This is a genomic window from Antarctobacter sediminis, from assembly GCF_019218285.1.
Classification (GTDB): domain Bacteria; phylum Pseudomonadota; class Alphaproteobacteria; order Rhodobacterales; family Rhodobacteraceae; genus Antarctobacter; species Antarctobacter sediminis.
In genome coordinates this window covers 276,779-299,310 of the sequence record NZ_JAHUZG010000001.1, presented here as the reverse complement: position 1 = coordinate 299,310, position 22,532 = coordinate 276,779, and the positions used below count along the sequence as shown (strand labels likewise).

Here is a 22,532-nt window from a genome sequence, read left to right as displayed (position 1 = left end):
GGTTGCTCACGGAATGTCATGATTCGCGGTATAAAACCGGGGCAAACCCGGAGATCAGGCAGACGAGCAGACATGGCTGACATCAAAGCGGGCGCCACGCGGCGCATCACCGCTGTGACCTGCGTCAAGAACGAAGGACCATTCCTGTTGGAGTGGATGGCTTTTCATTGCCTACTGGGTGTCACCGATTTCCTGTTTTATTCCAACGATTGCACCGATGGCACGGATCGCTTGCTGGATGCGCTGGCGGCCAGCCCGCACCCGGACATCGGCAATGTTGTGCATCTCCCCAACCCGGCGGAGGGCCGCAATTACCAGATGGAAGCGCTGAAGGCCGCCGCGAAACATCCGGTGGTGCGGCAGGCGGATTGGGTCTGGATCGCCGATGTGGATGAGTTCCTGAACGTCCACGTGGGCGACCATACGATCCCGGCCCTGATCGCGGCCTGTGGCGACCCGCAGGCCATTTCGATCAACTTTCAGTTCTTCGCCAGTGACGGGGTCGCGGATTTCGTCGACCGTCCGGTGATCGCGCAGTTCATGCGCTCGCATAATCCCGACATCTGGTGTGCCGAAACCTCGATCGAGGTCAAAAGCCTCGTCCGCCACGATTTCCCGCTGCAATATTTTGGCGCGCATCGGCCCTTCTTTCGCAAGTCCCTGCCCGAGGACAGGCGACCGGACTGGACCGATGCCTCAGGCCGCAGGGTGCCGCCAAAGTTCCTGACGGCGGACAACCCGCGCCGCATCCGCAAGTTTCCCGCAGCCGGCAGCCGCCAGTTCGCCACGCTGAACCATTATGCCCTGCGCTCGCTGGACAGCTATCTCGTCAAGAACGACCGGGGCGACGTCAACCGCGAAGGCCGCGTGTTCGATGACACCTACTGGCGCGAACGCAATGATGCGGGATATGAGGACCGCTCGATCCTCCGCTATTTGCCCGCGTTGGAAGATGCGCTGGACAGGATCAAATCGGACCCGAAAATCGCGCGACTGCATGGTGAGTGTGTCCGTCTGCACCGCGAGAAACGCGATGCCCTGATGACCCAGCCCGCCTATGCCGAGATGTATGCCCATCTTGCGGCGCTGCCCGCGCTGCCCCCGGGCGAGGCCGAGTTGATGGAGGCGCTGGGGCTATGAGCGATCTCAAGGTCAAGCTGGTCAATCTCGGCCTGCCCAAGACGGGCACCACGACGCTGGCCCATGCGCTGGAACAGGCTGGCTGGCGGGCGGCAGATCACAAGGTCCGCCGCGTTCACACCCGCACCCCCGGACTTGGCGGGACCTACATCGCCCGGCAGCTATACAATGGGTACTTCGAAACCGGCGATCCCTTTGCCCATCTTGACGGGCTATACGACGCGCTGACAGAGATCAGCGTGTTGAACGGCGCGGCTTCGATGTGGCCTCAGTGCGATTATGCGATGATCAAGGCGATGCGCCTTGCCCGGCCGGATCTCTTGTTCGTGGCCACATGGCGGCCACCTTCGGAGACGTCGGAATCCATGCGGCGCTGGGGCAACCTTGGCAATGACCGCCTGCCCACCGGGCCAATCCCGGGCCTGCCTGCGGGCTATGGGGCCGATGACGATCAGCGCATCCGCTGGATCGAAGGCCATTACGACATGCTGCGCGACCTCTTTGGCGAGGATCCGCGCTATCTGGAACTTCCGGTGGCAGCCAAGGACGCGCGCGAGCGTCTGGCCCGGCATCTGGACATGGACATGCCCTGGTGGGGCAAGCTGAACGAAAACACCCGCGACAAGCGGACAGGCAGGAATAACAAGGCCGAAACGGCACGAGGGGCAGTGTGATGCGGATCTATCTACATATCGGGCCGGACGGCCCGTCCAGCGACAGAATACAAAGGATCCTTGACGCCAAACGGGGCCGCCTGAAAGATGAAGGCGTGCTCTATGCCCGCAGCCCCGGCACCCGCAATCACACGCGGCTGTTCATGGCCGTCACCGACGCCGACCGCCCCGACGTTCTGCGTTTTAACCGTGGTTTCATGCTGGCCGGGAAACAGGCCGCGCTGCGCGAGGATGTTACCCGGCAACTGGCGCAAGAGGCCGAGCGCGAAGGTGCCCACAGCCTGATCTTGTCGGCGCATCAACTGGGCACTTCCCTGTCGAACCGTACCGAACTGGAACGTCTGCGGGATATGCTGGCCCCGATCTCGTCCGACATTCGCATCCTTGCCTGGCTGGACGAACCGGCGCGGGCGTTGGTGGCGCGTTATGGCGCACAGGTTCTGGACGGCCGCGCCCGGGCGCTGGACCTCGAACTTGGCCTGCTGGACGCCCCCGATTTCCGCTCTGCCGCGCTGGAGACATGGCCCGACACCGCCCCGTTGGCGGGCCTGTTCCCCGAGGTGCAGGGCGCGAACTTCTGGCTGGATTACAAAAGGCTGCAAGACGAATGGGAAGCGGTCTTTGGCACCGGTTCGGTACAGTTTCGTTCGATCAACCGTGACAGGTTGTGGTCCGAGGAGGCAACGACCGACCTTTGTGAGGCCTTTGGCATCAAGGCGCAGATCGGCAAGGCCGAGGCAGAGGATCTGCCGCGTCTGCCCGCCGCGCCATGGCTGACCCGCGCGAGGCTGTTCAACGATGCGGTGCTGCGCCTGCTGGACCGGCAGGATATTCTTTTGCCGCGCGCGCTTTGGCGACGTTTCCTCGGCGAGATCAAGGTTCCCGGCGGAGCCATTCTTGCCGGTGCCCTGTCCGAACTGTCCATGCGGTTCGAAGCGGACATCGCGGATCTTTGCGCCGCCCATCCCGGCATGGATCCCGCCGACATGGAGGCCGACCCGATCTGCGGTGACTGGCAAGAGGCCTGCCCGACGCGCGGCTATCGCGCCACGCAGTACCTTATGGCGTTCCGCTGGCGCATCGCGCAGGGCGACAAGGAGGAACGCGCTGCCCGTGCCGCCGAACTGGCGCATCTGCACGGTGCTTCGGTGCCGGAACCGGAAACGCCCCCCCTGACCGACGCCGCCCAAGAGGTCATGCCCCCGCAGGCCAAGCAGAACTTCGCGCGCCTGCACGGATCCGCCTATGCGCCGCACAACCGGCTGGGCCGCGTCAACGAAGAAGACCTTGCTGCCGCCTTTGCCCCGGCCCCGCGCCGCGTGTTGCCACAGGGATCGACGGGCAATGTCATCGTCGGCTGCATGAAGAACGAAGGCCCTTATATCCTTGAGTGGATCGCCTATCACCGGGCCGTGGGCTTTGACAATTTCCTGATCTACACCAATGACTGTTCCGATGGCACGGTCGAAATCCTTGATCGTCTGGACGCGCTGGGGATCGTCCATCACCGTGACAACAACGGCTGGAAAGGCAAAAGCCCGCAACAGCATGCGCTGGACGCCGCGCTGCAAGAAGACGTCATCAGGCAGGCCGACTGGATCGCCCATATCGACGTGGATGAATTCGTCAACATCCGCTGCGGCAACGGCACGCTGGCGGATGTTTTCGACCGGGTGCCGGATGCCACCAACGTGGCGATGACTTGGCGGCTGTTCGGGCACAATGGTGTGCGCCGGTTTCAGGACCGTTTCGTAATCGAACAATTCGACACCTGCGCCCCGAAGTATTGCCCCAAACCGCACACGGTCTGGGGGTTCAAGACGATGTTCCGCAACATCGGCGCTTATGAAAAGATCTCGTGCCACCGGCCGAACAAGCTGGCCGAAGGGTTCGAGGACAAGGTCAAATGGGTCAACGGATCGGGTCATGACATGACCGAAGCCGCCATCCGCAACGGCTGGAGGAGTTCCAAGCGGACGATCGGCTATGACCTGATCCAGTTGAACCACTACGCGCTGCGGTCCGCCGAGAGCTTTCTCATCAAGCGCCAGCGCGGTCGCGCCCTGCACGTGGATCGCAATATCGGGTTGAATTACTGGATCCGCATGGACTGGTCTGTGCACCGCGACATCACGATCAAGCGCAACATACCCCGCGTCCGTGCCGAATATGACCGGCTGATGCGCGACGATATCCTGCGCGCCGCCCATCATCGCGCGCTGGAATGGCACCGCGCCAAGGCGGCCGAACTGCACGGCATGCCCGAATTCGAAGACCTGTACCGGCAGGCGCTGGCGCTGGAACTGACGGAAACCGAACGCGTCGCCTATGCGCTGGCGCTGGATATGGAAACCTGACGCCGCCGTGAAGATCACAGCGGTCCTCTGCCTGCGCAACGAAGGCGCCTTCCTGCTGGACTGGCTGGCGCATCACCTTGCCTGCGGCGTCACCCATGTGGTGGCCCTGTCGAACGATTGTCAGGATGGCACCGATGCCATGTTGGACCGGCTGGCTCACGTGGCGCCCGTCACGCATATTCGCAACGACGGCCCCTACGAGGCACGCGGCATCCAGTTCACCGGGCTGAAACGCGCGGACAAGGCCGAAGCCGTGCGCGAAGCGGATTGGTTGCTGTCGCTGGACATTGACGAATTCGTCAATGTCCACACCGGCGACCGAACCCTGCCCGCGCTGGTCGCCGCCCTGCCCCAAGCCACGGCGATCACGCTGACCTGGCGGCTGTTCGGCAACGCGGGCGTCGTGCGCTACGTCGACAAACCGGTGACACGGCAATTCACCAGCGCCGCGCCGGTGGTCATGCACTGGCCTTGGCGCGCGGCCATGTTCAAGACGCTGTATCGCAATGACGGAACCTACGCGAAACTGGGCGTCCATCGCCCCCGCGCGCCGGACAAGGCCCGGCTGGGTCGCGCAAAATGGTTCGACAGCGAGGGCCGCGCGCTGGACGAACAATTCCGCAGCCGCCGCATCTTTTCGACCTATGGCCGGTCCAACTATGGGTTGGCTCAGTTGAACCACTACGCGCTTGGCGCGATGGAAAGTTATGTGCTGAAAGCCGACCGGGGCCGGGCCGTGCATTCCGATCAGGCACTTGGGATGGATTACTGGGTCGAACGCAACTGGTGTGACGAAGACGACCGCAGCGCCCTGTTGCTGCCCGGCGTGGCAGACCACCGTGCCGATCTGGCCCGAGATCCTGAACTGTCCCGACTGCACGCGGCGGCCGTTGCGTGGCGCAAGGCACGTTTTGAGGAACTGCTGGCGCAGGAACCCTATCGGGCGCTTTTTGCACGCCTCCTGATGACCCCGCCTTCGCGCCCGGTGCCGGTCAATGCGGCGCGTTTCCTTGCAGGTCACGCCACGCGGTCGCGCCAGCAGGATGACGCCTGAGCCTTGTGGCTCTGTCCTTGGCGCAAGGTATTGCCACCCGGGCACCACATTCTTGCCGGAAAGACCGTGCAGGGTTTGTCTCAAATCCGTGTCAATTTCCACGGAGTACGAGGACAACCGGTCATGGAAACGCACAAAAGGACTTTCGCCCCCGATCTCAGCACGCTGTCGCGCAGCGAATGGCTGGGCGCGCTTCGGCGGATCGGCGAGGAATACGGCTATGCCGAACCCATGGGCAAAAGTCATGCGGCGATCTTTGTCGAAGAAGGCGACACGCTGGTCGTCGGTTTTGAAACCATGTCCGGGATCGAAGCGCTGTCCGAAACCAAGACACCCATCGGCTTTGACATGGTCAATGCGAACGGCTGGTCCTCGCTGTCGCTGCTGAGCCATGGCGACACATGGTTCCGTGACGACCGCGTCTATGCCTTTTTCGACCAGTTGCAGGACGACGGCTTTTTCGACGAATTCGAAACCGTGCTATTCTATGGCGCTGGTCCCTGTGGCTATGCCGCCGGTGCCTATTCGGTGACCGCGCCCGGCGCGCGGGTGCTGATGTTGCAACCGCAGGCCACGCTGGATCCGCGTGTAACCGAATGGGACGATCGCTTTGTCGAAGAGCGCCGCCGCGACTTTACCTCGCGCTATGGCTTTGCGCCGGAAATGATCGACGCCGCCGAAAAGGCATGGATCATATACGATCCGCGCGAACGGCTGGACGCGATGCATTCGGCGCTGTTTGCCAAACCCAATGTGCGGCGCTATCGCGCGCCTTTCATGGGCGGCGCCCTGCAAGCGGATTTCCGGGCGCTGGATCTTTTGCCCGGTCTGCTGACCGCCGCAGGCGAAGACCGCCTGACGCCCGAACTCTTTGCTTCGATGCTGCGGGCGCGGCGGGATCACCCGCCCTATCTGCGCCGCCTGCTGCACCGGATCGACAGCGAAGGCCGCACCGAACTGGCCCGTGTTCTGTGTCAGAACGTGGTGGGGCGGATGCACGCCCCGCGGTTTCGCCGCAGGCTGGCCCAGATCGAGGCCACCGACGACGAGGTCTGAGCCCACTGGCGCGGCGCGGGTCCGCGTGCTAACGCCGGAGACATGGAACAGATCACCATCCGCCGCCCCGACGACTGGCACCTGCACCTGCGCGATGGCGCCATGTTGCAGGGCATCGCCCCCGAAAGCGCCCGCCATTTCGGCCGCGCCATCATCATGCCCAACCTCGTGCCGCCCGTCGTGACGGGGACACAGGCGGCCGCCTACCGAGACCGTATCCTTGCGGCACTGCCGGAAGGGGCAGATTTCAAACCGCTGATGACCCTTTACCTGACCGAGGAAACCGATCCGGCGGATGTGGTGCAGGCCCACAAGGACGGCATCGTCACTGCGGTGAAACTCTACCCCGCGGGTGCCACGACCAATTCTGCCTCGGGCGTGCGCGACTTTGACAAGGTGCGCGGCACGCTCGAAGCCATGGCGGAAAACGGCATCCCGCTTTGCGTGCACGGCGAGGTGGTGGATGCGGACATTGACATCTTTGACCGCGAGGCCGTCTTTATCGAACGTGTTCTGGACCCGGTGCGCCGCACCACACCGGGCCTGCGCGTCATCATGGAACATATCACCACGCGGCAAGGTGTCGATTATGCCCGCGCGGGCGGCGACGATCTGGGTGCCACGATCACCACGCACCATCTTGTCATCAACCGCAACGCGATCCTCGTCGGCGGGATCAAGCCGCACTACTATTGCCTGCCCGTCGCCAAGCGCGAAGAGCATCGTCTGGCCCTGCGCGCGGCAGCGACCTCGGGCGATGCATCGTTCTTTCTGGGCACCGACAGCGCGCCGCACATCGACCCGCTCAAGGAAAACGCCTGCGGCTGTGCCGGGTGTTTCACCGCAACCAATACGCTGTCGATCCTCGCCGAGGTCTTTGAACAGGAAAACGCACTGGACCGGCTGGAGTCCTTTGCCTCGCTCAATGGTCCCGCCTTCTATCGCCTGCCCGCCAACGAGAGCACGGTCACACTGACCAAGGGCGCGCCGGTCAGCTATCCGGAAAAGATCGATACCGGCGACGGGCCGGTGACGGTCTTTAATCCAATGATGCCCCTGCACTGGCAGGTCGCCTGAGCAGATCCCCCCGCGGAATGCCAAGGTCGGCGGCCGTCTCGATCAGCAGACGGCCGTTGACCGACAGGTCCATCGCCTCTTGATACACGTAGTGGCTGGTGCGAAAGGCGGGATAGGTCCGTACAAGGCGATCGGCCACGGCCTGCGCCTGATCGCGCTGTCCCGACTGCGCAAGGGCAACCGCTGTGAACAGGTCCCGGGTCACGTAGTCGGGGGCCTTGGCAAAGGCGGCCACGCTGCCCTGCCAATCCCGCGCGGTGAACCGGGCCAGCCCTTCGCCGATATGGTACCAAGGCGGCGGATCGGGGTTCAGCGCCATGGCGCGACTGATCCAATCCACGCCTTCCTTGCCCAGATCGACCCGCAGATTTCCGTTCAGGGCCGCATAGGCCAACACGTCCGGGTTATCGGGCGCAAGCGCCGCCGCACGACGCACTGCGCGCACCGTCGCCGCGTGGTCGCCCTGTCGCGCCAACAACCAGCCTTGTTCCATCAGGACGGTCGGATCCTCCGGGGCCAGCGCAACCGCGGCCTCTATCGCCTTGGCCCGTTGCGCCATGATGCGCTGCAACTGCGCCACCTCGGGTTCAACGAGGGCGCGCAGATTGTGGACCACCGACAAGGTCGTCCACGCCTCGACAAACCCCGGGTCGATTTCGACGGCGCGGGTCAGCATCCGTCGCGCGGACTCAAAGCTTTCGGGGGTAAAGCGATGCTTGGCGCGGGTGCCCAGAAGGAAAAGCTCGTAGGCATCAAGGCTATCGGTCGGGCGGCGCACCGCCTGCCCCGCCTCGAAACGCACCACCGCGCCGGACCAGTGCCCGCCCAGTTCGGACGCCACCTCATGTGCCACCGCCGCCTGAAGATCGAAATAGCCGCTTTCCAGCCCGTGCCAGCTTTTGGCCCAGATCAGCGCCCCATTGGTCCGGTCGGTCAGACGCGCATTCACATGCAACTGCCCTCCTTGGGTCAACAGGCTGCCGTTTAGTACGAACCGCGCCTCGTGGGCCTTGTCGGCGGCGTGAACGCGCAGCCATTTATTCGCGGCCAGCGACCCGGCCACCTCTTCGCTCATGCTTTGACCAAACAACTGCCAGCGGCCTTTGGGATCCGAGGCCTCGAAGGGCAGCACGGCAACGCTGGGCAGACTGGCCCGTGGTTGCGCATTGGCCGACACAAAGCGGACGGCCCCAACCAGCGCAGCCACCAGCAGCACGGCCACCGACATCGCCACCAAGGCGCGCAGGGGCGGCCCCCATGACGGCCAGCGCCCGCCATGCACCGATGCCGGACTGGCGTCGCTGACCAGACGATAGCCCCTGCGCGGCACGGTCTGCAGCTCCACCCCCGGCACATCGGCAAGCGCGCGCCGCAGTTCAGACACCGCCTGATACAACGAGTTTTCCGTCACATGGGTATCCGGCCATACGGCATCCATCAGGCTCTGCTTGCTGACCACTTCGCCATCACGGGTCCGCAGGTACGCCAAAAGCGCAGCCGCGTTCGGGCGCAAGGAACCATCGTCGACATTGGCCATCGAAACCGGGGCGGGCCGCTGTGGGTCGGCAAACATTTCAGGCAAAGGGCCTCCTATTGCGCCCAAAATAACAGAACCCGGGCCGGATTCAGAAAACTTTCAGAACCCTCTCAGGACTTTTCCCGCCGTCACCCGCCAGATTCCCGCATCTGGCAAGGGAGACTTTGGTCGTGGACATCCTGATTGACGCACTTCTCGCCTGGATTGGCGATCAGACGGAATACGAAACACAGCACATGCCGCATCCGATCGTGCGTGTCATGAGCCCGCAGGAACTGACCGGCGAATATTACAGCGGTGTTGCACATCTGGCTCCGGATGACGGCGTGGATGACCGGTTGAATGCGTTGTTTTCGCGCGAGGACGGTCCCAACGGCACCATCTATTTGCTGGCTCCTGAGTTCATTGATCATGCCGAGGCTTTTGACAGCCCTTTGGACAATCCTCTGTGGCGCGAGATCCTGCTGCATGAACTGGTGCATTACGTGCAATGGAAAAGCGGCGCATCCGAGCGCTGGGAGTGTCTGGCGCTTGGCGAACCCGAGGCCTATCTTCTGGGCGGCCGCTACCTGAAAAGAACCGGCACATCGGACCCGATGCCCAACCGGATGTTCTGGGGCCGCATTTACGCGCGTTGCTGACCGCCTTGCCCGTGCCGCCGCAAGAAACGCTTGATCCGTGCAACCCTCTGGCCGAAATCCCCGGAGCCCGGAATGGGAAAATGTGCGGCCCCAGGCAGAACCGCCAACTCGGCCTCAACGATCAGCGAGGTCTAACGTCGCATGACGACGAAGGCCGGCAGCGTGCAGTCGGCCACCACAGCCCGAACGCCGAAACAGTCCATGAAAATCGTCATCGGTTCCGGCTCAAATGACCCGCGCCAAGCAATCCCGCCGCGTCAGGCTGCAAGGAGGCACGGGTTTTGCCAAGGCCGCAGGCGGGCGTGTGGCTCGTGTGGCGGGGTTCTGTCGTGACAAACAACGGCAATTGCTCTGCCGAACAATCGGCTGCGGCCTTCTCTCTGGTGAACAAATGGTCTATGCGAACGCCGACCCATCACCAGGAGCGCCACCGATGATCCCCTCGACCTACCCCACCGCCGAAGAAATGGCCCGCCTGACCGCGCGCATGTTGTGGGAGATCGAGGCGGTGAACTTCATGCAGGACGAGCCGTTCAAGCTCGCCTCCGGGCAGTTGTCGCCGGTCTATATCGATTGCCGCAAGCTGATCTCCTACCCGCGCATCCGCAGCACCCTGATGGACTTTCTGACCGTTACGGTCATGCGCAACGCCGGGTTCGAAGCCTTTGACAACATTGCCGGTGGCGAAACCGCGGGCATTCCCTTTGCCGCGCTGGTGGCCGAACGCATGGGCCTGCCCATGACCTACGTCCGCAAGAAACCAAAGGGATATGGCCGAAATGCCCGCATCGAAGGTGCCATGACCGAAGGTCAGCGTGTGCTGCTGGTCGAGGACCTGACCACCGATGGCGGATCGAAGCTGTCCTTCGTGGATGCGATCCGGGACACCGGTGCCACCTGCGGCCACACGGCGGTGATCTTTTACTACGGGATCTTCCCGGAAACGATCAAAACGCTGGGTGACCACGGGGTCGATCTGCACCATCTGTGTACATGGTGGGAAGTTCTGGCCGAAGCCCCTGCGAAACATGCAGGTGTCTTGTCCGAGGTCGAGTCGTTTCTCAAGGATCCGCACGCATGGCGCGCTGCGCGCGCAGGTGACTGACACGGGGGAAGCCCTCGGATAAGGCAAGTTGCATGTGCCCAAACGGGCACAGCCCCGAGTCGGCCTGTCAAGATGTTGACGGAATGCCCCTTGGGCTGCCAAGATGCTGTGGATCAGGATAGCCACAGTTTATCCCCAGAAACATACATTTTGCACCCTGACGACGCGGCCTGCTATGCCGCCGACCCGAGCAGTGGGGGGAAAGAATGAACGAGATCACAACGATCAATCCGACCGGCGTCGAAGTTCAATCCGCCGAGACCATGCCGCATTCCATCGAGGCCGAGCAGCAGCTTCTTGGCGCGATCCTGACAGAGAACGACATCTATGACCGTGTCGCCTCGATCATCAATTCCGGCCATTTCTACGATCCGGTGCACGCCCGGATTTATGAAATCGCCGCCGCGCGCATCGCCAAGAACAACCTCGCCTCGCCGGTTACGCTCAAGGCGTTCATGGAGGATGATGAGGGGCTGAAGGAACTGGGCGGCCCGGCCTATCTTGCTCGCCTGGCGGCCTCGGCTGTCTCTACCTTTGCCGTGCGCGACTATGCACAGATGATTTATGACCTTGCGGTACGGCGCGACCTGATCCGCCTTGGCAAGAGCATCTCTGACAAGGCGGCCAAAGTCGATGTCGCCTCGGAACCGCGCGAACAGATCGTCGAGGCGGAACAGGCGCTGTACAAGCTGGCCGAGCAAGGCCAGACCGAAAGCGGGTTCCAGTCTTTCCTGCGCGCCGTGACCGAGGCGGTCAACGTCGCCAATGCCGCCTATCAGCGCGAGGGTGGTCTTGCCGGGATCTCGACCGGCCTGATCGACATGGACAAGAAGCTGGGCGGCCTGCACCCCTCCGACCTTTTGATTCTCGCCGGTCGTCCTTCGATGGGCAAAACCTCGCTGGCCACCAACATCGCCTTCAACATCGCCAAGGCCTACAAGAAGGGCCAACGGCCTGACGGCAGCACCGGCGCCATCGACGGCGGCGTCGTGGGCTTTTTCAGTCTCGAAATGAGCGCCGAACAGCTGGCTGGTCGTATCCTCGCCGAGGCCTCGGAAATCTCCAGCCACAAGATCCGTCAAGGGGACATGGACGAGACCGAGTTCCGCCGCTTTGTGCAGGCAGCCAAGGATCTCGAGGCTTGCCCGCTTTATATCGACGACACGCCCGCGCTGCCGATCAGCCAGGTCGCGGCGCGTTCGCGCCGGTTGAAACGGACGCATGGCTTGGACCTCATCATCGTCGACTACTTGCAACTGTTGCGCGGCACAGCCGACAACCGGGTGCAGGAAATCGCGGAAATCTCCATGGGTCTCAAGGCGATCGCCAAGGAACTTAACATCCCTGTCATCGCCCTGTCCCAGCTGTCGCGCCAGGTCGAAAGCCGCGATGACAAACGCCCGCAGCTGTCCGACCTTCGGGAATCGGGTTCGATCGAACAGGATGCGGACGTGGTCATGTTCGTGTTCCGAGAGGAATACTACGTGGAACGGGAAAAGCCCTCGGACGACCGGCTGGACGAAATGGCCGCATGGCAGGAGCGCATGAGTCGCCTGCACGGCAAGGCCGAGGTCATCATCGGCAAACAGCGTCACGGTCCCATCGGTACGGTGGAACTGTCGTTCGAGTCGCAGTTTACCCGCTTTGGCAACCTCATCCAGCCGTGGCAACAGGGCGACGCGGGCCAGATGTAAGCGTTTTGCCCGCCTTACCGGCGGGCATGTCCTTCGCCATCGGCATGCCGGACAACCCTCGGGCAGAACCTGAGCTTTGCCCGGCTACCTCTTGTTTTAAAAAGACTTATAACCAAAGAGCCAGCCCAAGATAGACGCCCAGCTCGCCGGTTTGCTGTGATCCGCCAAGGCAATCGCCGGTGTATCCGTCGATCCGTGCCACGAACCATGCCCGAAACGCCTGCGCCAATACGGTGCCCACAAGGAAGGCACAGATCGTGGCCCCGCCGCCCACCTCCAGCGTCAACCCCGCAAGGACAAGCAGGGTGATCGCCAGAGCCACGCGATAGCCATCCGGCGTGACTTTCGGGACGAATTTCTGCATCCCCTCGCTGCGTGCATAGACCGTTGTCAGGGTCACATGCACCGAAGCCATCCGCCCCACCGCGTGACCCGCGATCAAGGCCGCGCCCGCCACCTCGGGCGGAAATCCCGACAGCAGCGCCAGCTTCAGCCCCGTGACCAGTGAAAGCGCCAGCGCACCATAGGTGCCCAGCCGCGTGCCATCCATGATGGACATCACCTCGGCCCGGTCGCGCCCCACGGCCAGACCCTCGGCCGCATCGGCAAGGCCCGCTTCGTGAAAGGCCGCCGTCGCCAGCAGTGTCGCCGCAAGCGACAGGATCAGCGCCGCAGACCATGGCAACACCGGAACAGCCGCCCAAAGCACCAGCGCCCCGATCCCGCCCACCAGCGCGCCAACAGCAGGGTGGTATTTCACCGCCCGAACCATCAGGTCGTCCGAAACCGGCAGATCGCGCGGCACCGGCAGCCGGGTCAGATACTGCACCGCCAGCAGGAAAAGCTGGACCTCTAGCCGAAGTGCCGCAGGCATCTCTCCCCCCTCGCAAGTTCCGGAGGTTCAGCATAAGCAGCGCCTCGTCGCCGACAAGCCCGCGCACGGCGCGATTTCGCGCTTGACGCTCGCCCCGAACCTGAGAAACACGGAACCCATGGCACAGGCAAAGCTCACCATCGATCTCGCGGCGCTGCGCGCCAACTGGCGGACCCTCGCAAACATGGCGCAGGCGGAAACGGGCGCTGTGGTCAAGGCAAACGCCTATGGCCTCGGCATCGACCGCGTGGCCCCGGCCCTGGCCGAGGAAGGCGCGCGCCGGTTTTTTGTCGCTGTCGCCGAAGAAGGCGCCGAACTGCGCCGCATCCTTGGCCCGCGTCCGGAAATCTGCGTGTTCTCCGGGCACATGGCGGGCGATGCTCCGCTGATCCGGGACGCGCAGCTGACCCCCATGATCAACTCGGTGGATCAGATGCTGCGCCACGTCGAAGGGTTGCCCGGCCATGCCTTCGGCATCCAGCTGGACAGCGGCATGAATCGTCTGGGCATGGAACCGGCCGAATGGAGCGCGCTGCGCGACATCGCCTTGTCGCAGAAACCCAGCCTTGTCATGAGCCACCTTGCCTGCGCAGATGAGCCTGACCATGCCATGAACATGCAGCAGCTGCATGCCTTCCGGCAGATGACAGACGGGATCGACGCGCCGCGCTCGCTTTCGGCGACCGGCGGCGTGTTGCTGGGACCGGAGTTTCACTTCGACGTCACCCGCCCGGGGATCGGAACCTACGGCGGACTGCCCTTTGCCGATGCCCGCCCCGTCGCCCATGTCGAGATTCCGGTGATCCAGATCCGCGATGTGGCCCCCGGCGAAACCGTGGGCTACGGCAACACCTGGACGGCACAACGTCCCACCCGGGTGGCGACGATTGCCGCGGGCTATGCCGACGGCATCTTGCGCTCCATGAGCCACAAGGCACAGATGTGGGCCGGCGACACCTGCTGCCCGATGCTGGGCCGCATTTCCATGGATTTGATCGGCGTCGACGTGACCGAGGTCAAGGACGCCCCCGAAACCCTTGAACTGCTGGGCGCGCATCAGGGCGTCGACAGGCTGGCCGACTGGGCCGGCAGCATCGGCTACGAGATCCTGACCTCGCTGGGTGCGCGCTATGCCCGCACCTATACCGGCGCGTGAGCCTTCTGGCCCCCATCGGCGCGCTCGGACGCGCCACGCTGTCGCTGACCGCGCTGGTCGGTCGTGTGGCGCTCTTCGCACTGACCGCGCTCAGCCATGCACTGCGCCCGCCCTTCTATGGCCGTGAATTCGCGCTGGCGCTGCTGAACATCGGCTGGCTGTCGCTGCCGGTGGTGGGGTTGACCGCGATCTTTACCGGCGGTGCACTGGCATTGCAGATCTATTCCGGCGGTGCGCGTTTCAATGCCGAGGCCGTGGTGCCCCAGATCGTCGCCATCGGCATGGTCCGTGAACTGGGCCCGGTGCTGGTCGGCCTGATGATCGCGGCGCGCGTGACATCCTCCATCGCGGCCGAAATCGCGACAATGAAGGTCACCGAACAGATTGATGCGCTGGTGACCCTGTCCACCGACCCGATGAAATACCTCGTCGCCCCCCGTGTTCTGGCGGCTCTGGTCGTCGTGCCACTGCTGGTCGCGGTGGGAGACGTGATCGGAATCTTCGGCGGCTACGCGGTGGCCACGGGCTCGCTGGGCTTCAACGCCGCGGCCTACCTGAAAAACACCATGGATTTCCTCGAAACGTTGGACGTGGTGTCCTCGCTGGCAAAGGGGTGCGCCTTTGGCGGGCTGGCGGCCCTGATGGGCTGCTACTTCGGCATGAACTCGGGCCGCGGGGCGCAGGGCGTGGGCCGCGCGACCAAAGGCTCGGTCGAGGCGGCAGCGGTGCTGATTCTTGCCGCCAACTTCCTGCTGACAGGGGCCTTTTTCTCGCTATGACCTTGCGCGCACCCCGTTGTTTCTTCTGTCCCGAAATATCCCCGCCGGAGGCATCCGCCCTTTCCGCCCGCGCCACCGCCGGGAGTGGAAGACCATGATCGAACTTTCCAAGGTTTCCAAATCCTTCGGCGACAACGCAGTGCTGCGCAATGTCGATCTGACCATCCCCAAGGGTACCTCCATGGTGATCATCGGAGGATCGGGCACAGGCAAATCCGTGCTGCTGAAATGCATTCTCGGACTCGTCTCTCCCGATGCGGGGTCCATCACATTGGACGGTCAGGATGTCACCCAGACCGACCGCGACGCATTTCTGGCCCGCTTCGGGATGCTGTTTCAGGGCGCGGCGCTCTTTGACAGCCTCCCGGTCTGGCAGAACGTGGCCTTCCGCCTGCTGCGCGGCTCGCTCAAGCGGCCGCGCGACGAGGCCCGCGCCATCGCGATCGACAAACTGCGCCGCGTCGGACTCAAGGCAGATGTGGCTGACCGGCTGCCGGCGGAACTTTCAGGTGGGATGCAAAAACGCGTCGGCCTTGCCCGTGCCATCGCCGCCGACCCCGAGATCATCTTTTTCGACGAACCCACCACGGGTCTGGACCCGATCATGGCCGGTGTCATCAACGAACTCATCCGCCAGATCGTGACCGAGATGGGCGCCACCGCAATGACAATCACCCATGACATGTCCAGCGTCCGCGCCATCGCCGACAATGTTGCCATGCTGCATGGCGGCGTGATCCAATGGACTGGGCCGGTGTCTCGGCTGGACAACAGCGGCGATCCCTACGTCGACCAATTCATCTCAGGCCGCGCCGACGGCCCGATCGAGGCGGTCCGATGAACGGTTTCTTTCAACCCGATCCAATTGTCCTGTTTTTCCTCTTTGCAAAGAAATTCCTCTACCTTGAAATTCTGGCAGTACTGGCTGCGATCCGGCTGATCCTTGGACGCGGCCTGTCACGGTGGCCGGCGCTGGCTTGCTTTGTCCTGTGCATGGGCGGAATCGTCACCGTCTTTGCCCCGGCAGCCGGACTGAACCAGGGCGCGCTATATGCGTCGGCAGCACGCACGATGGCCAGCAATGGCGGGATCACCGTCCTGTTGGTGCCTTCAGCTCTGTTCCTGATCAGTTCGATCAGCCCCGGCGCGCGCTGGCGCTGGATCGACGTCGCGCATGGCCTGTTGCTGATCGGTCTGTTGGGCCTTTGGTGGTGGACCTCATGACCGACAGAGGCTGGACGGTTCACCTGCGCTGGCTGAACCTTGCCCTGTTGGTGCTTTACCCGATGTCCTGGTTTGCACCGCTCCTACGGGCGGGCTTGCTGCCCTTGTTCGGCATGAGCGAGATCAGCCTGCTGTCAGGCCTTCAATCACTGTGGAAATCCGACGTAATGCTGGCGTTGCTGGTCACGTTATTCGCGCTGTTTGCACCGCTGATCAAGACGCTGGGCCTGGCGCTTGTCCAATTCCACTTGCTGGACCGCCGCAGCCTGCCAGTGCTGGAAATCATCGGCAAGCTTGCCATGGCGGACATCTTCCTGATTGCGCTCTACATTACCTTGGCCAAGGGCATGGGAGTCGGCCGGGTCGAAACCGCCTGGGGCCTGTACCTGTTCACCGCCTGCATCCTGACCTCGATCTTCCTTGGACTGATCGAAAAGCGTTGTGCCCACGGCTAGCCCAGGACGGGGGCGCTGCCCCCGCCGCGCGTTCCGCGCTCCCCCCGAGGTATTTTCCAAACCAAAGAAGCGAAAAACCATCCCCGGTTTCTTTGGTTTTCAAATACCTCGGGGGTGAGGCCGCAGGCCGAGGGGGCAGCGCCCCCTTTCGGCACGGCTACCCATTGGCCTCGCCCCTGCGATAAGGCATAAGCGCCCTGCCCCAAAGACGGAGTCTCCATGGCCAAAGCATCCGCCCGTTTCGTCTGTCAGTCCTGTGGCGCAGTCACATCCAAATGGTCGGGGCGCTGCGAGTCCTGTGGCGAGTGGAACACCATTGCCGAAGAAACCCCGTTGAGTCAGGGGCCTTCGGGCAAAAGCCTCGGCCAATCGCGTGGCCGCGCGGTGGCATTGACAGATCTGGCGACCAAGGAAGCGCCACCGCCGCGCACCACCAGCGGGCTGGAGGAATTCGATCGCGTGCTGGGCGGCGGACTGGTTCCCGCCAGTGCGGTATTGGTGGGCGGTGATCCCGGCATCGGCAAATCGACACTATTGTTGCAGGCGGCAGCCGCCTTTGCCAACAGCGGGCTGAAAGTCGTCTATATCTCGGGCGAAGAGGCCAGCGCGCAGGTGCGGCTGCGCGCCCGGCGGCTGGACCTTGAGAAATCGCCGGTCAAGCTGGCGACCGAAACCAACCTGCGCAACATTCTGACCACGCTGGATGAAACGCGCCCCGACCTTGCGATCATCGATTCGATCCAGACCATGTGGGCGGACAATGTAGACAGCGTTCCCGGGTCGGTCAGCCAGGTCCGCGCCGCCGCGCATGAACTGACGAGTTTTGCCAAACGCACCGGCAGCGCGATCATGATGGTGGGTCATGTCACCAAGGAGGGCCAGTTGGCCGGTCCTCGCGTGGTCGAACACATGGTCGACACAGTGCTTTATTTCGAAGGTGAGCGTGGCCACCAGTTCCGCATCCTGCGCAGCGTCAAGAACCGCTTTGGCCCCACGGATGAAATCGGTGTCTTCGAGATGACCGGCGGAGGCTTGTCCGAGGTGGCAAATCCCTCGGCCCTGTTCCTCTCCGAGCGCGGCCAGCCCGCGCCCGGATCCGTTGTCTTTGCCGGCATCGAAGGCACCCGGCCGGTTTTGGTGGAATTGCAGGCACTGGTGGCTCCCAGCCCGCATTCCCAGCCGCGCCGGTCGGTGGTCGGCTGGGACGGCGGGCGGCTGGCGATGATCCTTGCCGTTCTCGAATCGCGCTGCGGCATTCCCTTTGCCGGGCTGGACGTTTACCTGAACGTCGCGGGCGGCATGCGGGTGGGCGAACCCGCTGCCGATCTGGCTGTGGCCGCTGCGCTACTTTCCGCCCGTGAGGACACCCCCTTGCCGGCGGACACTGTCGTTTTCGGGGAAATCAGCCTATCAGGGAGCCTGCGTCCCGTCGGGCAATCGGAAAACCGATTGAAAGAGGCGCGGAAACTTGGTTTCTCCAAGGCGATCCTGCCGCAAGGAGGAAAGGCTACCGGATCGGGCGGCATGTCGCTGACCCAGATGCCGGACCTCACGGCCTTTGTCGGCGACGTCTTTGGCGCTGGTTGAGCGCCGGGCGCAAACAGGCACGAAATAGGGGCCGGAGGGCCCGACCAGAAGAGGCGAACGAGGCAGATGGAAGGTTTTACAATCGTTGATGGCGTCGTGGGCGTTGTCATCCTGCTGTCGGCGCTGCTGGCCTATTCGCGCGGACTGGTGCGCGAGGCAATGGCGATTCTCGGCTGGATCGCGGCGGCCATCGTCGCCTTTCTCTTTGCCGATCAGCTGCAACCGCTGGTCAAGGAAATCCCCGTTATCGGGGAATTCCTTGCGGACAGCTGCGAACTGGCCGTCATCGCCAGCTTTGCCGCGATCTTTACGTTGGCGCTGGTGGTTGTTTCGCTGTTCACGCCGCTGTTTTCCTCGCTCATAAAACGGTCGGCGCTTGGCGGTCTGGATCAGGCGCTTGGCTTTTTCTTCGGCGTGGCGCGGGGCATCCTGTTGGTGGCCATCGCCTTCTTCGTCTACCAAACGGTGATCACCGCGCAGGACATTCCGATGATCAACGACTCGCGCTCTGCCGCGGTCTTTGCGCAGTTTACAGACCAGATCGAAGACCAAAACCCCGAGCAGGCGCTTGGCTGGATCACGGCGCAGTATGAACAGTTGGTGAGTGTCTGCACCGCACCCTGATCACGGTTGGCGGGCAAGGAAATCGTCGACCGCGTCCATCAGGCGGCCAAAGCCGGGTTCATCCGGAACCAGAACATGGTTGGCACTGTCGATGCTCAACAATTGGGCATCCGGCAGCAGGCGAGCAAACCGTTGGGCCTGTGAAAACGGCTGTAGCGCATCGTTGCGAGCATGGGCGACCAAAACCGGCGCGATGACCTTGGGCAACACCTCGGTCACATCGACACAGGCGCAGACCTCGCGCAGTTCTGCCGCCCAGTCCGGCGATGCCGAGCGGACCTGCAAGTCGATAAAGCTCTGGATCTGGTCCTCGCTGGCCTGTGGCATGAACAAGGCTGAAAAGGACCGCATGGCGCCAATATTCTCCTGCCCCCAGCCCTTGCGGATCAGGTCTCCGAAGGCTTGCGTCATGGCGGCACCGATTTCTCCGTCTCGCACCAGACTGCCCTGCGTGAAACCGCCGTAAAGGATCAGCCGGTCGATCCGTTCCGGATGGCGGGCGGCATAGATGCAGGCAACCGAGGCACTTTGTGACGCCGCAAAGATCGAGAACCGCTCCAAACCGGCCGCGTCGGCAACGGCCTCCATGTCCTCGACAAGCTTTTCCTCGGATACGCCGCCGCAATCCCGGTCGGACATGCCGGTGCCGCGCGGGTCATAGCGCACAAGGCGGCGCCCCCGGCCAAGCCGGTCCAGCCATGGCCGCCAGATCGGGCTTTCAAGGTCGCGTTCCTGATGGGTCATCCAATGCCCCGCGCGCATCAGCGGCGGCCCCTTGCCCAGCGAACTCCACGCGATCCCCGAACCATCGGCCGATGTGGCCATCCGCACGGTGACACGGTCCGTTGCGTGAAAGGGGAGTGCTTCCGTACCCACTCGTTCCACCGGCACCACCAGTTGCAGGCCGACGCGCGGGACGGTCCGGATGATTGCTTGCTTGTGGCCATCGTCGCCCACCGCAGACCGGGCCGCGCTGATTCGGGCGTCCACCGTGGCATCAGACACGATCCGGCCCTTCCAGACGATCCGGATCAGGTCATCCCTTGAAACCACCTCACCGGCGCGCTGCAACAACAGATCAAGCAATGCAAAGACTTGTGGTTCGACATGCCTTTCCGCGCCACCAGAGGTGAGCCTGTGCCTCTCGGGATCAAGCGTGCAGTCGGCGAAACGGTAAACCATGGGAAAATGATACCCGCAGTCCACCGGATCTGCCAAACAAGCGGCATCTGCCTTACGGGCGTCCCGGGCATTCATGTAATCGTTTCGTGACATTCCGGGACCGGCGCTTTAAACCGTGCTGCGTCTGCACACGGATTCGGAGCCTCCCTCTTGTCCGACCCCAAATTTCCGCCCGCACATCCTTTTGACTTCGACGCAGTCCGCGACCCGGACGACGGCGACAAGCTCAAGGAGGAATGCGGTATCTTCGGCGTCGTCGGAATATCCGACGCCGCGAACTTCGTCGCCCTCGGCCTGCACGCCCTGCAACATCGCGGGCAAGAGGCCGGTGGCATCGTCTCGCATCATCCCGAACACGGCTTCAACTCGGCCCGACGGTTCGGCTATGTGCGCGACAACTTTACCCGCGCCTCGCTGATGGATACGCTGCCCGGCAGCCTTGCCATCGGCCACGTCCGCTATTCGACCGCCGGGTCCAAGGGCCAGACCCAGATCCGCGATGTTCAGCCCTTCTTTGGCGAATTTTCGATGGGCGGGGCGGCGATTGCCCATAACGGCAACATCACCAACGCCGAGGCGCTGCGCCGCGAATTGATCGAGCGCGGCTCGATCTTTCAGTCGTCCTCGGACAGCGAATGCATCATTCATCTCATGGCGCGGTCCCTGCAACGGGACATTCCCGCCCGCATGGAGGACGCGCTGCGCCGGGTCGAAGGGGCGTTCAGCGTCGTCGCCATGACCCGGACCAAGCTGATCGGCGTGCGTGATCCGCTGGGCGTGCGCCCGCTGGTTCTGGGCCGCGTCGGCGATGGTTGGTGCCTGTCCTCCGAAACCTGCGCGCTGGACATCATCGGTGCCGAATTCGTGCGCGAGATCGCGCCAGGCGAGATGGTCGTCATCACCCCGGAAAAGGGTGTGGAATCGCATCACCCCTTCCGCCCCGCGCAACCGCGCTTTTGCATCTTTGAACATGTCTATTTTTCGCGCCCTGATTCGATCATCGGCGGACGGTCGGTCTATGAGACCCGCCGCCAGATCGGCGTGGAACTCGCGCGGGAAGCCCCGGTCGAGGCGGATCTTGTCTGTCCGGTGCCGGACAGCGGCACCCCGGCCGCCATCGGCTACGCCCATGAATCGGGGATCCCCTACGGCATGGGCATTGTGCGCAACCAATACATGGGCCGCACCTTCATCGAGCCGACAGAGCAGATCCGCAACATGGGCGTCCGGCTAAAGCTGAACGTCAACCGTGCGCTGATCAAAGGCAAACGGGTGATCCTTGTGGACGACTCTGTTGTGCGGGGCACCACCAGCCGCAAGATCAAGGAAATGATCCTTGATGCCGGCGCCGCCGAAGTTCATTTCCGCATCGCCTCGCCCCCAACGGCGTGGCCCTGTTTCTACGGCGTGGACACACCCCAGCGCGAAAAGCTGCTGGCTGCTACCATGTCCGAGGACGAGATGTGCGAACATCTGGGCGTCGACAGCCTGAAATTCATCTCGCTGGACGGGCTCTACCGCGCCGTGGGCGAGGCCGAAGGCCGCAACAGCAAGTGCCCGCAGTATTGCGACGCCTGCTTCTCGGGTGAATATCCGGTGGAACCGGCGGACATGATCCGCAAAGGCTTCCAGATGAAGGCCGCGGAGTGAACAATGCCACGGGCGCGCTACTGAACCGGCTGCGCGCCCGCCTGCCCCGCGTGGACGCACTCCATGACATGCGCCTGCCGGAACCCCAGCCTTCGCCGGTCCTGGGGGCCGATACACTGACACGTGTTCAATCCTCTCTGGACGTCGACCTGCCACTTTTGCTGGTCCGCGTCTGGCAGGACATCGCCAATGGTGGATTTGGGCCCGGGTATGGCCTTCTGGGCATCGGAGATGGTTTCGCCGATGATCAGGACGCCACAGCCGACCGCCGCTATCTCGTGTTTCGCAGGCCTGATCCCGAAACGGCCACATGGCTCTGGCCACAGGGGCTCTTGCCGATCTGTCACCATGGCTGCGGGATCTACGATTGCGTCGATACCATTCGCGACCGGATCATCATCTGGGAACCCAGCACCTGGGATGAAAGCCTGCCCATCGGCACCGCGCTCTTTGACAGCGGCCTAACGCTTTTTGACTGGTTCGATCGCTGGTCACAGGGCCAAGACGTCTTTCTGTTGCTGGACCCGGATGCGCCGGACGGCTATGCGCTCCCCCGCCTCACGCCGCTTCCTGACTGACGGCTGAGCAGCCCCCGAAAACCATATCGCCAATGGTGCAATGGTCAACGCAACGGATTGCACCTTGAACCTCCTGCGCTCCGCGACC

21 protein-coding genes are annotated in these 22,532 nt (G+C 63.3%); 18 read left to right on the top strand and 3 right to left on the bottom strand.

Going from position 1 to position 22,532, the window contains the following annotated elements:
* Window positions 1–72: 72 nt before the first annotated feature.
* From KJP30_RS01500 to pyrC, 6 genes are all read left to right on the top strand, one after another.
* Window positions 73–1,140, top strand: coding sequence for a glycosyltransferase family 2 protein (locus KJP30_RS01500; RefSeq protein WP_218447199.1), 1,068 nt, complete (start codon window positions 73–75; stop codon window positions 1,138–1,140).
* A complete protein-coding gene (locus tag KJP30_RS01495) occupies window positions 1,137–1,814 on the top strand; it encodes a sulfotransferase family protein (protein WP_218447198.1) in 678 nt (225 codons plus the stop codon). The genes KJP30_RS01500 and KJP30_RS01495 overlap by 4 nt, the downstream gene beginning before the upstream one ends.
* Window positions 1,814–4,171 carry a glycosyltransferase family 2 protein gene (locus KJP30_RS01490; RefSeq protein WP_218447197.1) on the top strand — a complete coding sequence of 786 codons (2,358 nt, stop codon included), beginning with the start codon at window positions 1,814–1,816 and terminating at the stop codon, window positions 4,169–4,171. Before KJP30_RS01495 ends, KJP30_RS01490 begins: the two co-directional genes overlap by 1 nt.
* Window positions 4,172–4,178: 7 nt before the next feature.
* The gene (locus tag KJP30_RS01485; RefSeq protein WP_218447196.1) at window positions 4,179–5,225 is read left to right on the top strand and encodes a glycosyltransferase family 2 protein; all 1,047 of its coding nucleotides are present in this window, start codon (window positions 4,179–4,181) and stop codon (window positions 5,223–5,225) included.
* 123 nt (window positions 5,226–5,348) lie between these two features.
* Window positions 5,349–6,281 (top strand): phosphoadenosine phosphosulfate reductase, encoded by a 933-nt coding sequence (locus KJP30_RS01480; protein ID WP_218447195.1) that lies wholly within the window; start codon window positions 5,349–5,351, stop codon window positions 6,279–6,281.
* Window positions 6,282–6,323: 42 nt separating this feature from the next.
* Window positions 6,324–7,358 (top strand): dihydroorotase, encoded by a 1,035-nt coding sequence (pyrC, locus tag KJP30_RS01475; RefSeq protein ID WP_218447194.1) that lies wholly within the window; start codon window positions 6,324–6,326, stop codon window positions 7,356–7,358.
* On the opposite strand, the gene KJP30_RS01470 is transcribed toward pyrC, so the two are convergent.
* Entirely contained in the window at window positions 7,321–8,931 is a 1,611-nt protein-coding gene (locus tag KJP30_RS01470; protein ID WP_218447193.1) for a winged helix-turn-helix domain-containing protein, read from the bottom strand. The two genes, pyrC and KJP30_RS01470, sit on opposite strands and share 38 nt — an antisense overlap.
* Window positions 8,932–9,065: 134 nt before the next feature.
* Here KJP30_RS01470 and KJP30_RS01465 point away from each other — a divergent pair, with 134 nt between their 5' ends.
* The 3 genes from KJP30_RS01465 (at window position 9,066) to KJP30_RS01455 (ending at window position 12,335) form a co-directional block, all read left to right on the top strand.
* Window positions 9,066–9,536: a DUF6647 family protein gene (locus KJP30_RS01465; protein WP_218447192.1), complete on the top strand. Its 471-nt coding sequence runs from the start codon at window positions 9,066–9,068 to the stop codon at window positions 9,534–9,536.
* A 433-nt stretch (window positions 9,537–9,969) separates the two neighbouring features.
* A complete protein-coding gene (locus tag KJP30_RS01460) occupies window positions 9,970–10,641 on the top strand; it encodes an orotate phosphoribosyltransferase (protein ID WP_218447190.1) in 672 nt (223 codons plus the stop codon).
* Window positions 10,642–10,847: 206 nt separating this feature from the next.
* A complete protein-coding gene (locus tag KJP30_RS01455; RefSeq protein WP_218447189.1) occupies window positions 10,848–12,335 on the top strand; it encodes a replicative DNA helicase in 1,488 nt (495 codons plus the stop codon).
* Between the two features lie 106 nt (window positions 12,336–12,441).
* Here KJP30_RS01455 and KJP30_RS01450 read toward each other — a convergent pair whose 3' ends face one another.
* Window positions 12,442–13,209: an adenosylcobinamide-GDP ribazoletransferase gene (locus KJP30_RS01450; protein WP_218447188.1), complete on the bottom strand. Its 768-nt coding sequence runs from the start codon at window positions 13,207–13,209 to the stop codon at window positions 12,442–12,444.
* Between the two features lie 118 nt (window positions 13,210–13,327).
* Between KJP30_RS01450 and alr the strand changes: the two genes are divergently transcribed.
* From alr to KJP30_RS01415, 7 genes are all read left to right on the top strand, one after another.
* The gene (alr, locus tag KJP30_RS01445; protein ID WP_218447187.1) at window positions 13,328–14,365 is read left to right on the top strand and encodes an alanine racemase; all 1,038 of its coding nucleotides are present in this window, start codon (window positions 13,328–13,330) and stop codon (window positions 14,363–14,365) included.
* Complete coding sequence (locus KJP30_RS01440; protein ID WP_218447186.1) at window positions 14,362–15,144, top strand: MlaE family ABC transporter permease; 783 nt, start codon at window positions 14,362–14,364, stop codon at window positions 15,142–15,144. The genes alr and KJP30_RS01440 overlap by 4 nt, the downstream gene beginning before the upstream one ends.
* Before the next feature lie 94 nt (window positions 15,145–15,238).
* A complete protein-coding gene (locus tag KJP30_RS01435; protein WP_218447185.1) occupies window positions 15,239–15,985 on the top strand; it encodes an ABC transporter ATP-binding protein in 747 nt (248 codons plus the stop codon).
* Complete coding sequence (locus KJP30_RS01430; protein WP_218447184.1) at window positions 15,982–16,368, top strand: hypothetical protein; 387 nt, start codon at window positions 15,982–15,984, stop codon at window positions 16,366–16,368. Before KJP30_RS01435 ends, KJP30_RS01430 begins: the two co-directional genes overlap by 4 nt.
* The gene (locus KJP30_RS01425; protein WP_218447183.1) at window positions 16,365–16,823 is read left to right on the top strand and encodes a paraquat-inducible protein A; all 459 of its coding nucleotides are present in this window, start codon (window positions 16,365–16,367) and stop codon (window positions 16,821–16,823) included. The genes KJP30_RS01430 and KJP30_RS01425 overlap by 4 nt, the downstream gene beginning before the upstream one ends.
* 219 nt (window positions 16,824–17,042) lie before the next feature.
* On the top strand, window positions 17,043–18,410 hold the full coding sequence (gene radA, locus KJP30_RS01420; RefSeq protein ID WP_218447182.1) for a DNA repair protein RadA: 1,368 nt from the start codon (window positions 17,043–17,045) through the stop codon (window positions 18,408–18,410).
* Window positions 18,411–18,476: 66 nt separating this feature from the next.
* The gene (locus KJP30_RS01415; RefSeq protein WP_218447180.1) at window positions 18,477–19,034 is read left to right on the top strand and encodes a CvpA family protein; all 558 of its coding nucleotides are present in this window, start codon (window positions 18,477–18,479) and stop codon (window positions 19,032–19,034) included.
* On the opposite strand, the gene KJP30_RS01410 is transcribed toward KJP30_RS01415, so the two are convergent.
* On the bottom strand, window positions 19,035–20,216 hold the full coding sequence (locus KJP30_RS01410; protein WP_218447179.1) for an alpha/beta hydrolase: 1,182 nt from the start codon (window positions 20,214–20,216) through the stop codon (window positions 19,035–19,037). It lies immediately after the preceding gene.
* A gap of 150 nt (window positions 20,217–20,366) precedes the next feature.
* Here KJP30_RS01410 and purF point away from each other — a divergent pair, with 150 nt between their 5' ends.
* Window positions 20,367–21,866 (top strand): amidophosphoribosyltransferase, encoded by a 1,500-nt coding sequence (gene purF, locus KJP30_RS01405; protein WP_218447178.1) that lies wholly within the window; start codon window positions 20,367–20,369, stop codon window positions 21,864–21,866.
* On the top strand, window positions 21,863–22,444 hold the full coding sequence (locus KJP30_RS01400) for an SMI1/KNR4 family protein (protein ID WP_218447177.1): 582 nt from the start codon (window positions 21,863–21,865) through the stop codon (window positions 22,442–22,444). Before purF ends, KJP30_RS01400 begins: the two co-directional genes overlap by 4 nt.
* Window positions 22,445–22,532 lie beyond the last annotated feature (88 nt).

Excerpts from the sequence above, each read along its gene's own strand:
- alr (WP_218447187.1), top strand. The coding sequence starts at position 13,328 with ATGGCACAGGCAAAGCTCACCATCGATCTCGCGGCGCTGCGCGCCAAC.
- KJP30_RS01415 (WP_218447180.1), top strand. The coding sequence starts at position 18,477 with ATGGAAGGTTTTACAATCGTTGATGGCGTCGTGGGCGTTGTCATCCTG.
- KJP30_RS01490 (WP_218447197.1), top strand. The coding sequence starts at position 1,814 with ATGCGGATCTATCTACATATCGGGCCGGACGGCCCGTCCAGCGACAGA.
- pyrC (WP_218447194.1), top strand. The coding sequence starts at position 6,324 with ATGGAACAGATCACCATCCGCCGCCCCGACGACTGGCACCTGCACCTG.
- KJP30_RS01480 (WP_218447195.1), top strand. The coding sequence starts at position 5,349 with ATGGAAACGCACAAAAGGACTTTCGCCCCCGATCTCAGCACGCTGTCG.
- KJP30_RS01410 (WP_218447179.1), bottom strand. The coding sequence starts at position 20,216 with ATGGTTTACCGTTTCGCCGACTGCACGCTTGATCCCGAGAGGCACAGG.
- KJP30_RS01500 (WP_218447199.1), top strand. The coding sequence starts at position 73 with ATGGCTGACATCAAAGCGGGCGCCACGCGGCGCATCACCGCTGTGACC.
- KJP30_RS01425 (WP_218447183.1), top strand. The coding sequence starts at position 16,365 with ATGACCGACAGAGGCTGGACGGTTCACCTGCGCTGGCTGAACCTTGCC.
- KJP30_RS01455 (WP_218447189.1), top strand. The coding sequence starts at position 10,848 with ATGAACGAGATCACAACGATCAATCCGACCGGCGTCGAAGTTCAATCC.
- KJP30_RS01470 (WP_218447193.1), bottom strand. The coding sequence starts at position 8,931 with ATGTTTGCCGACCCACAGCGGCCCGCCCCGGTTTCGATGGCCAATGTC.
- KJP30_RS01495 (WP_218447198.1), top strand. The coding sequence starts at position 1,137 with ATGAGCGATCTCAAGGTCAAGCTGGTCAATCTCGGCCTGCCCAAGACG.
- KJP30_RS01450 (WP_218447188.1), bottom strand. The coding sequence starts at position 13,209 with ATGCCTGCGGCACTTCGGCTAGAGGTCCAGCTTTTCCTGCTGGCGGTG.
- KJP30_RS01430 (WP_218447184.1), top strand. The coding sequence starts at position 15,982 with ATGAACGGTTTCTTTCAACCCGATCCAATTGTCCTGTTTTTCCTCTTT.
- KJP30_RS01460 (WP_218447190.1), top strand. The coding sequence starts at position 9,970 with ATGATCCCCTCGACCTACCCCACCGCCGAAGAAATGGCCCGCCTGACC.
- radA (WP_218447182.1), top strand. The coding sequence starts at position 17,043 with ATGGCCAAAGCATCCGCCCGTTTCGTCTGTCAGTCCTGTGGCGCAGTC.
- KJP30_RS01435 (WP_218447185.1), top strand. The coding sequence starts at position 15,239 with ATGATCGAACTTTCCAAGGTTTCCAAATCCTTCGGCGACAACGCAGTG.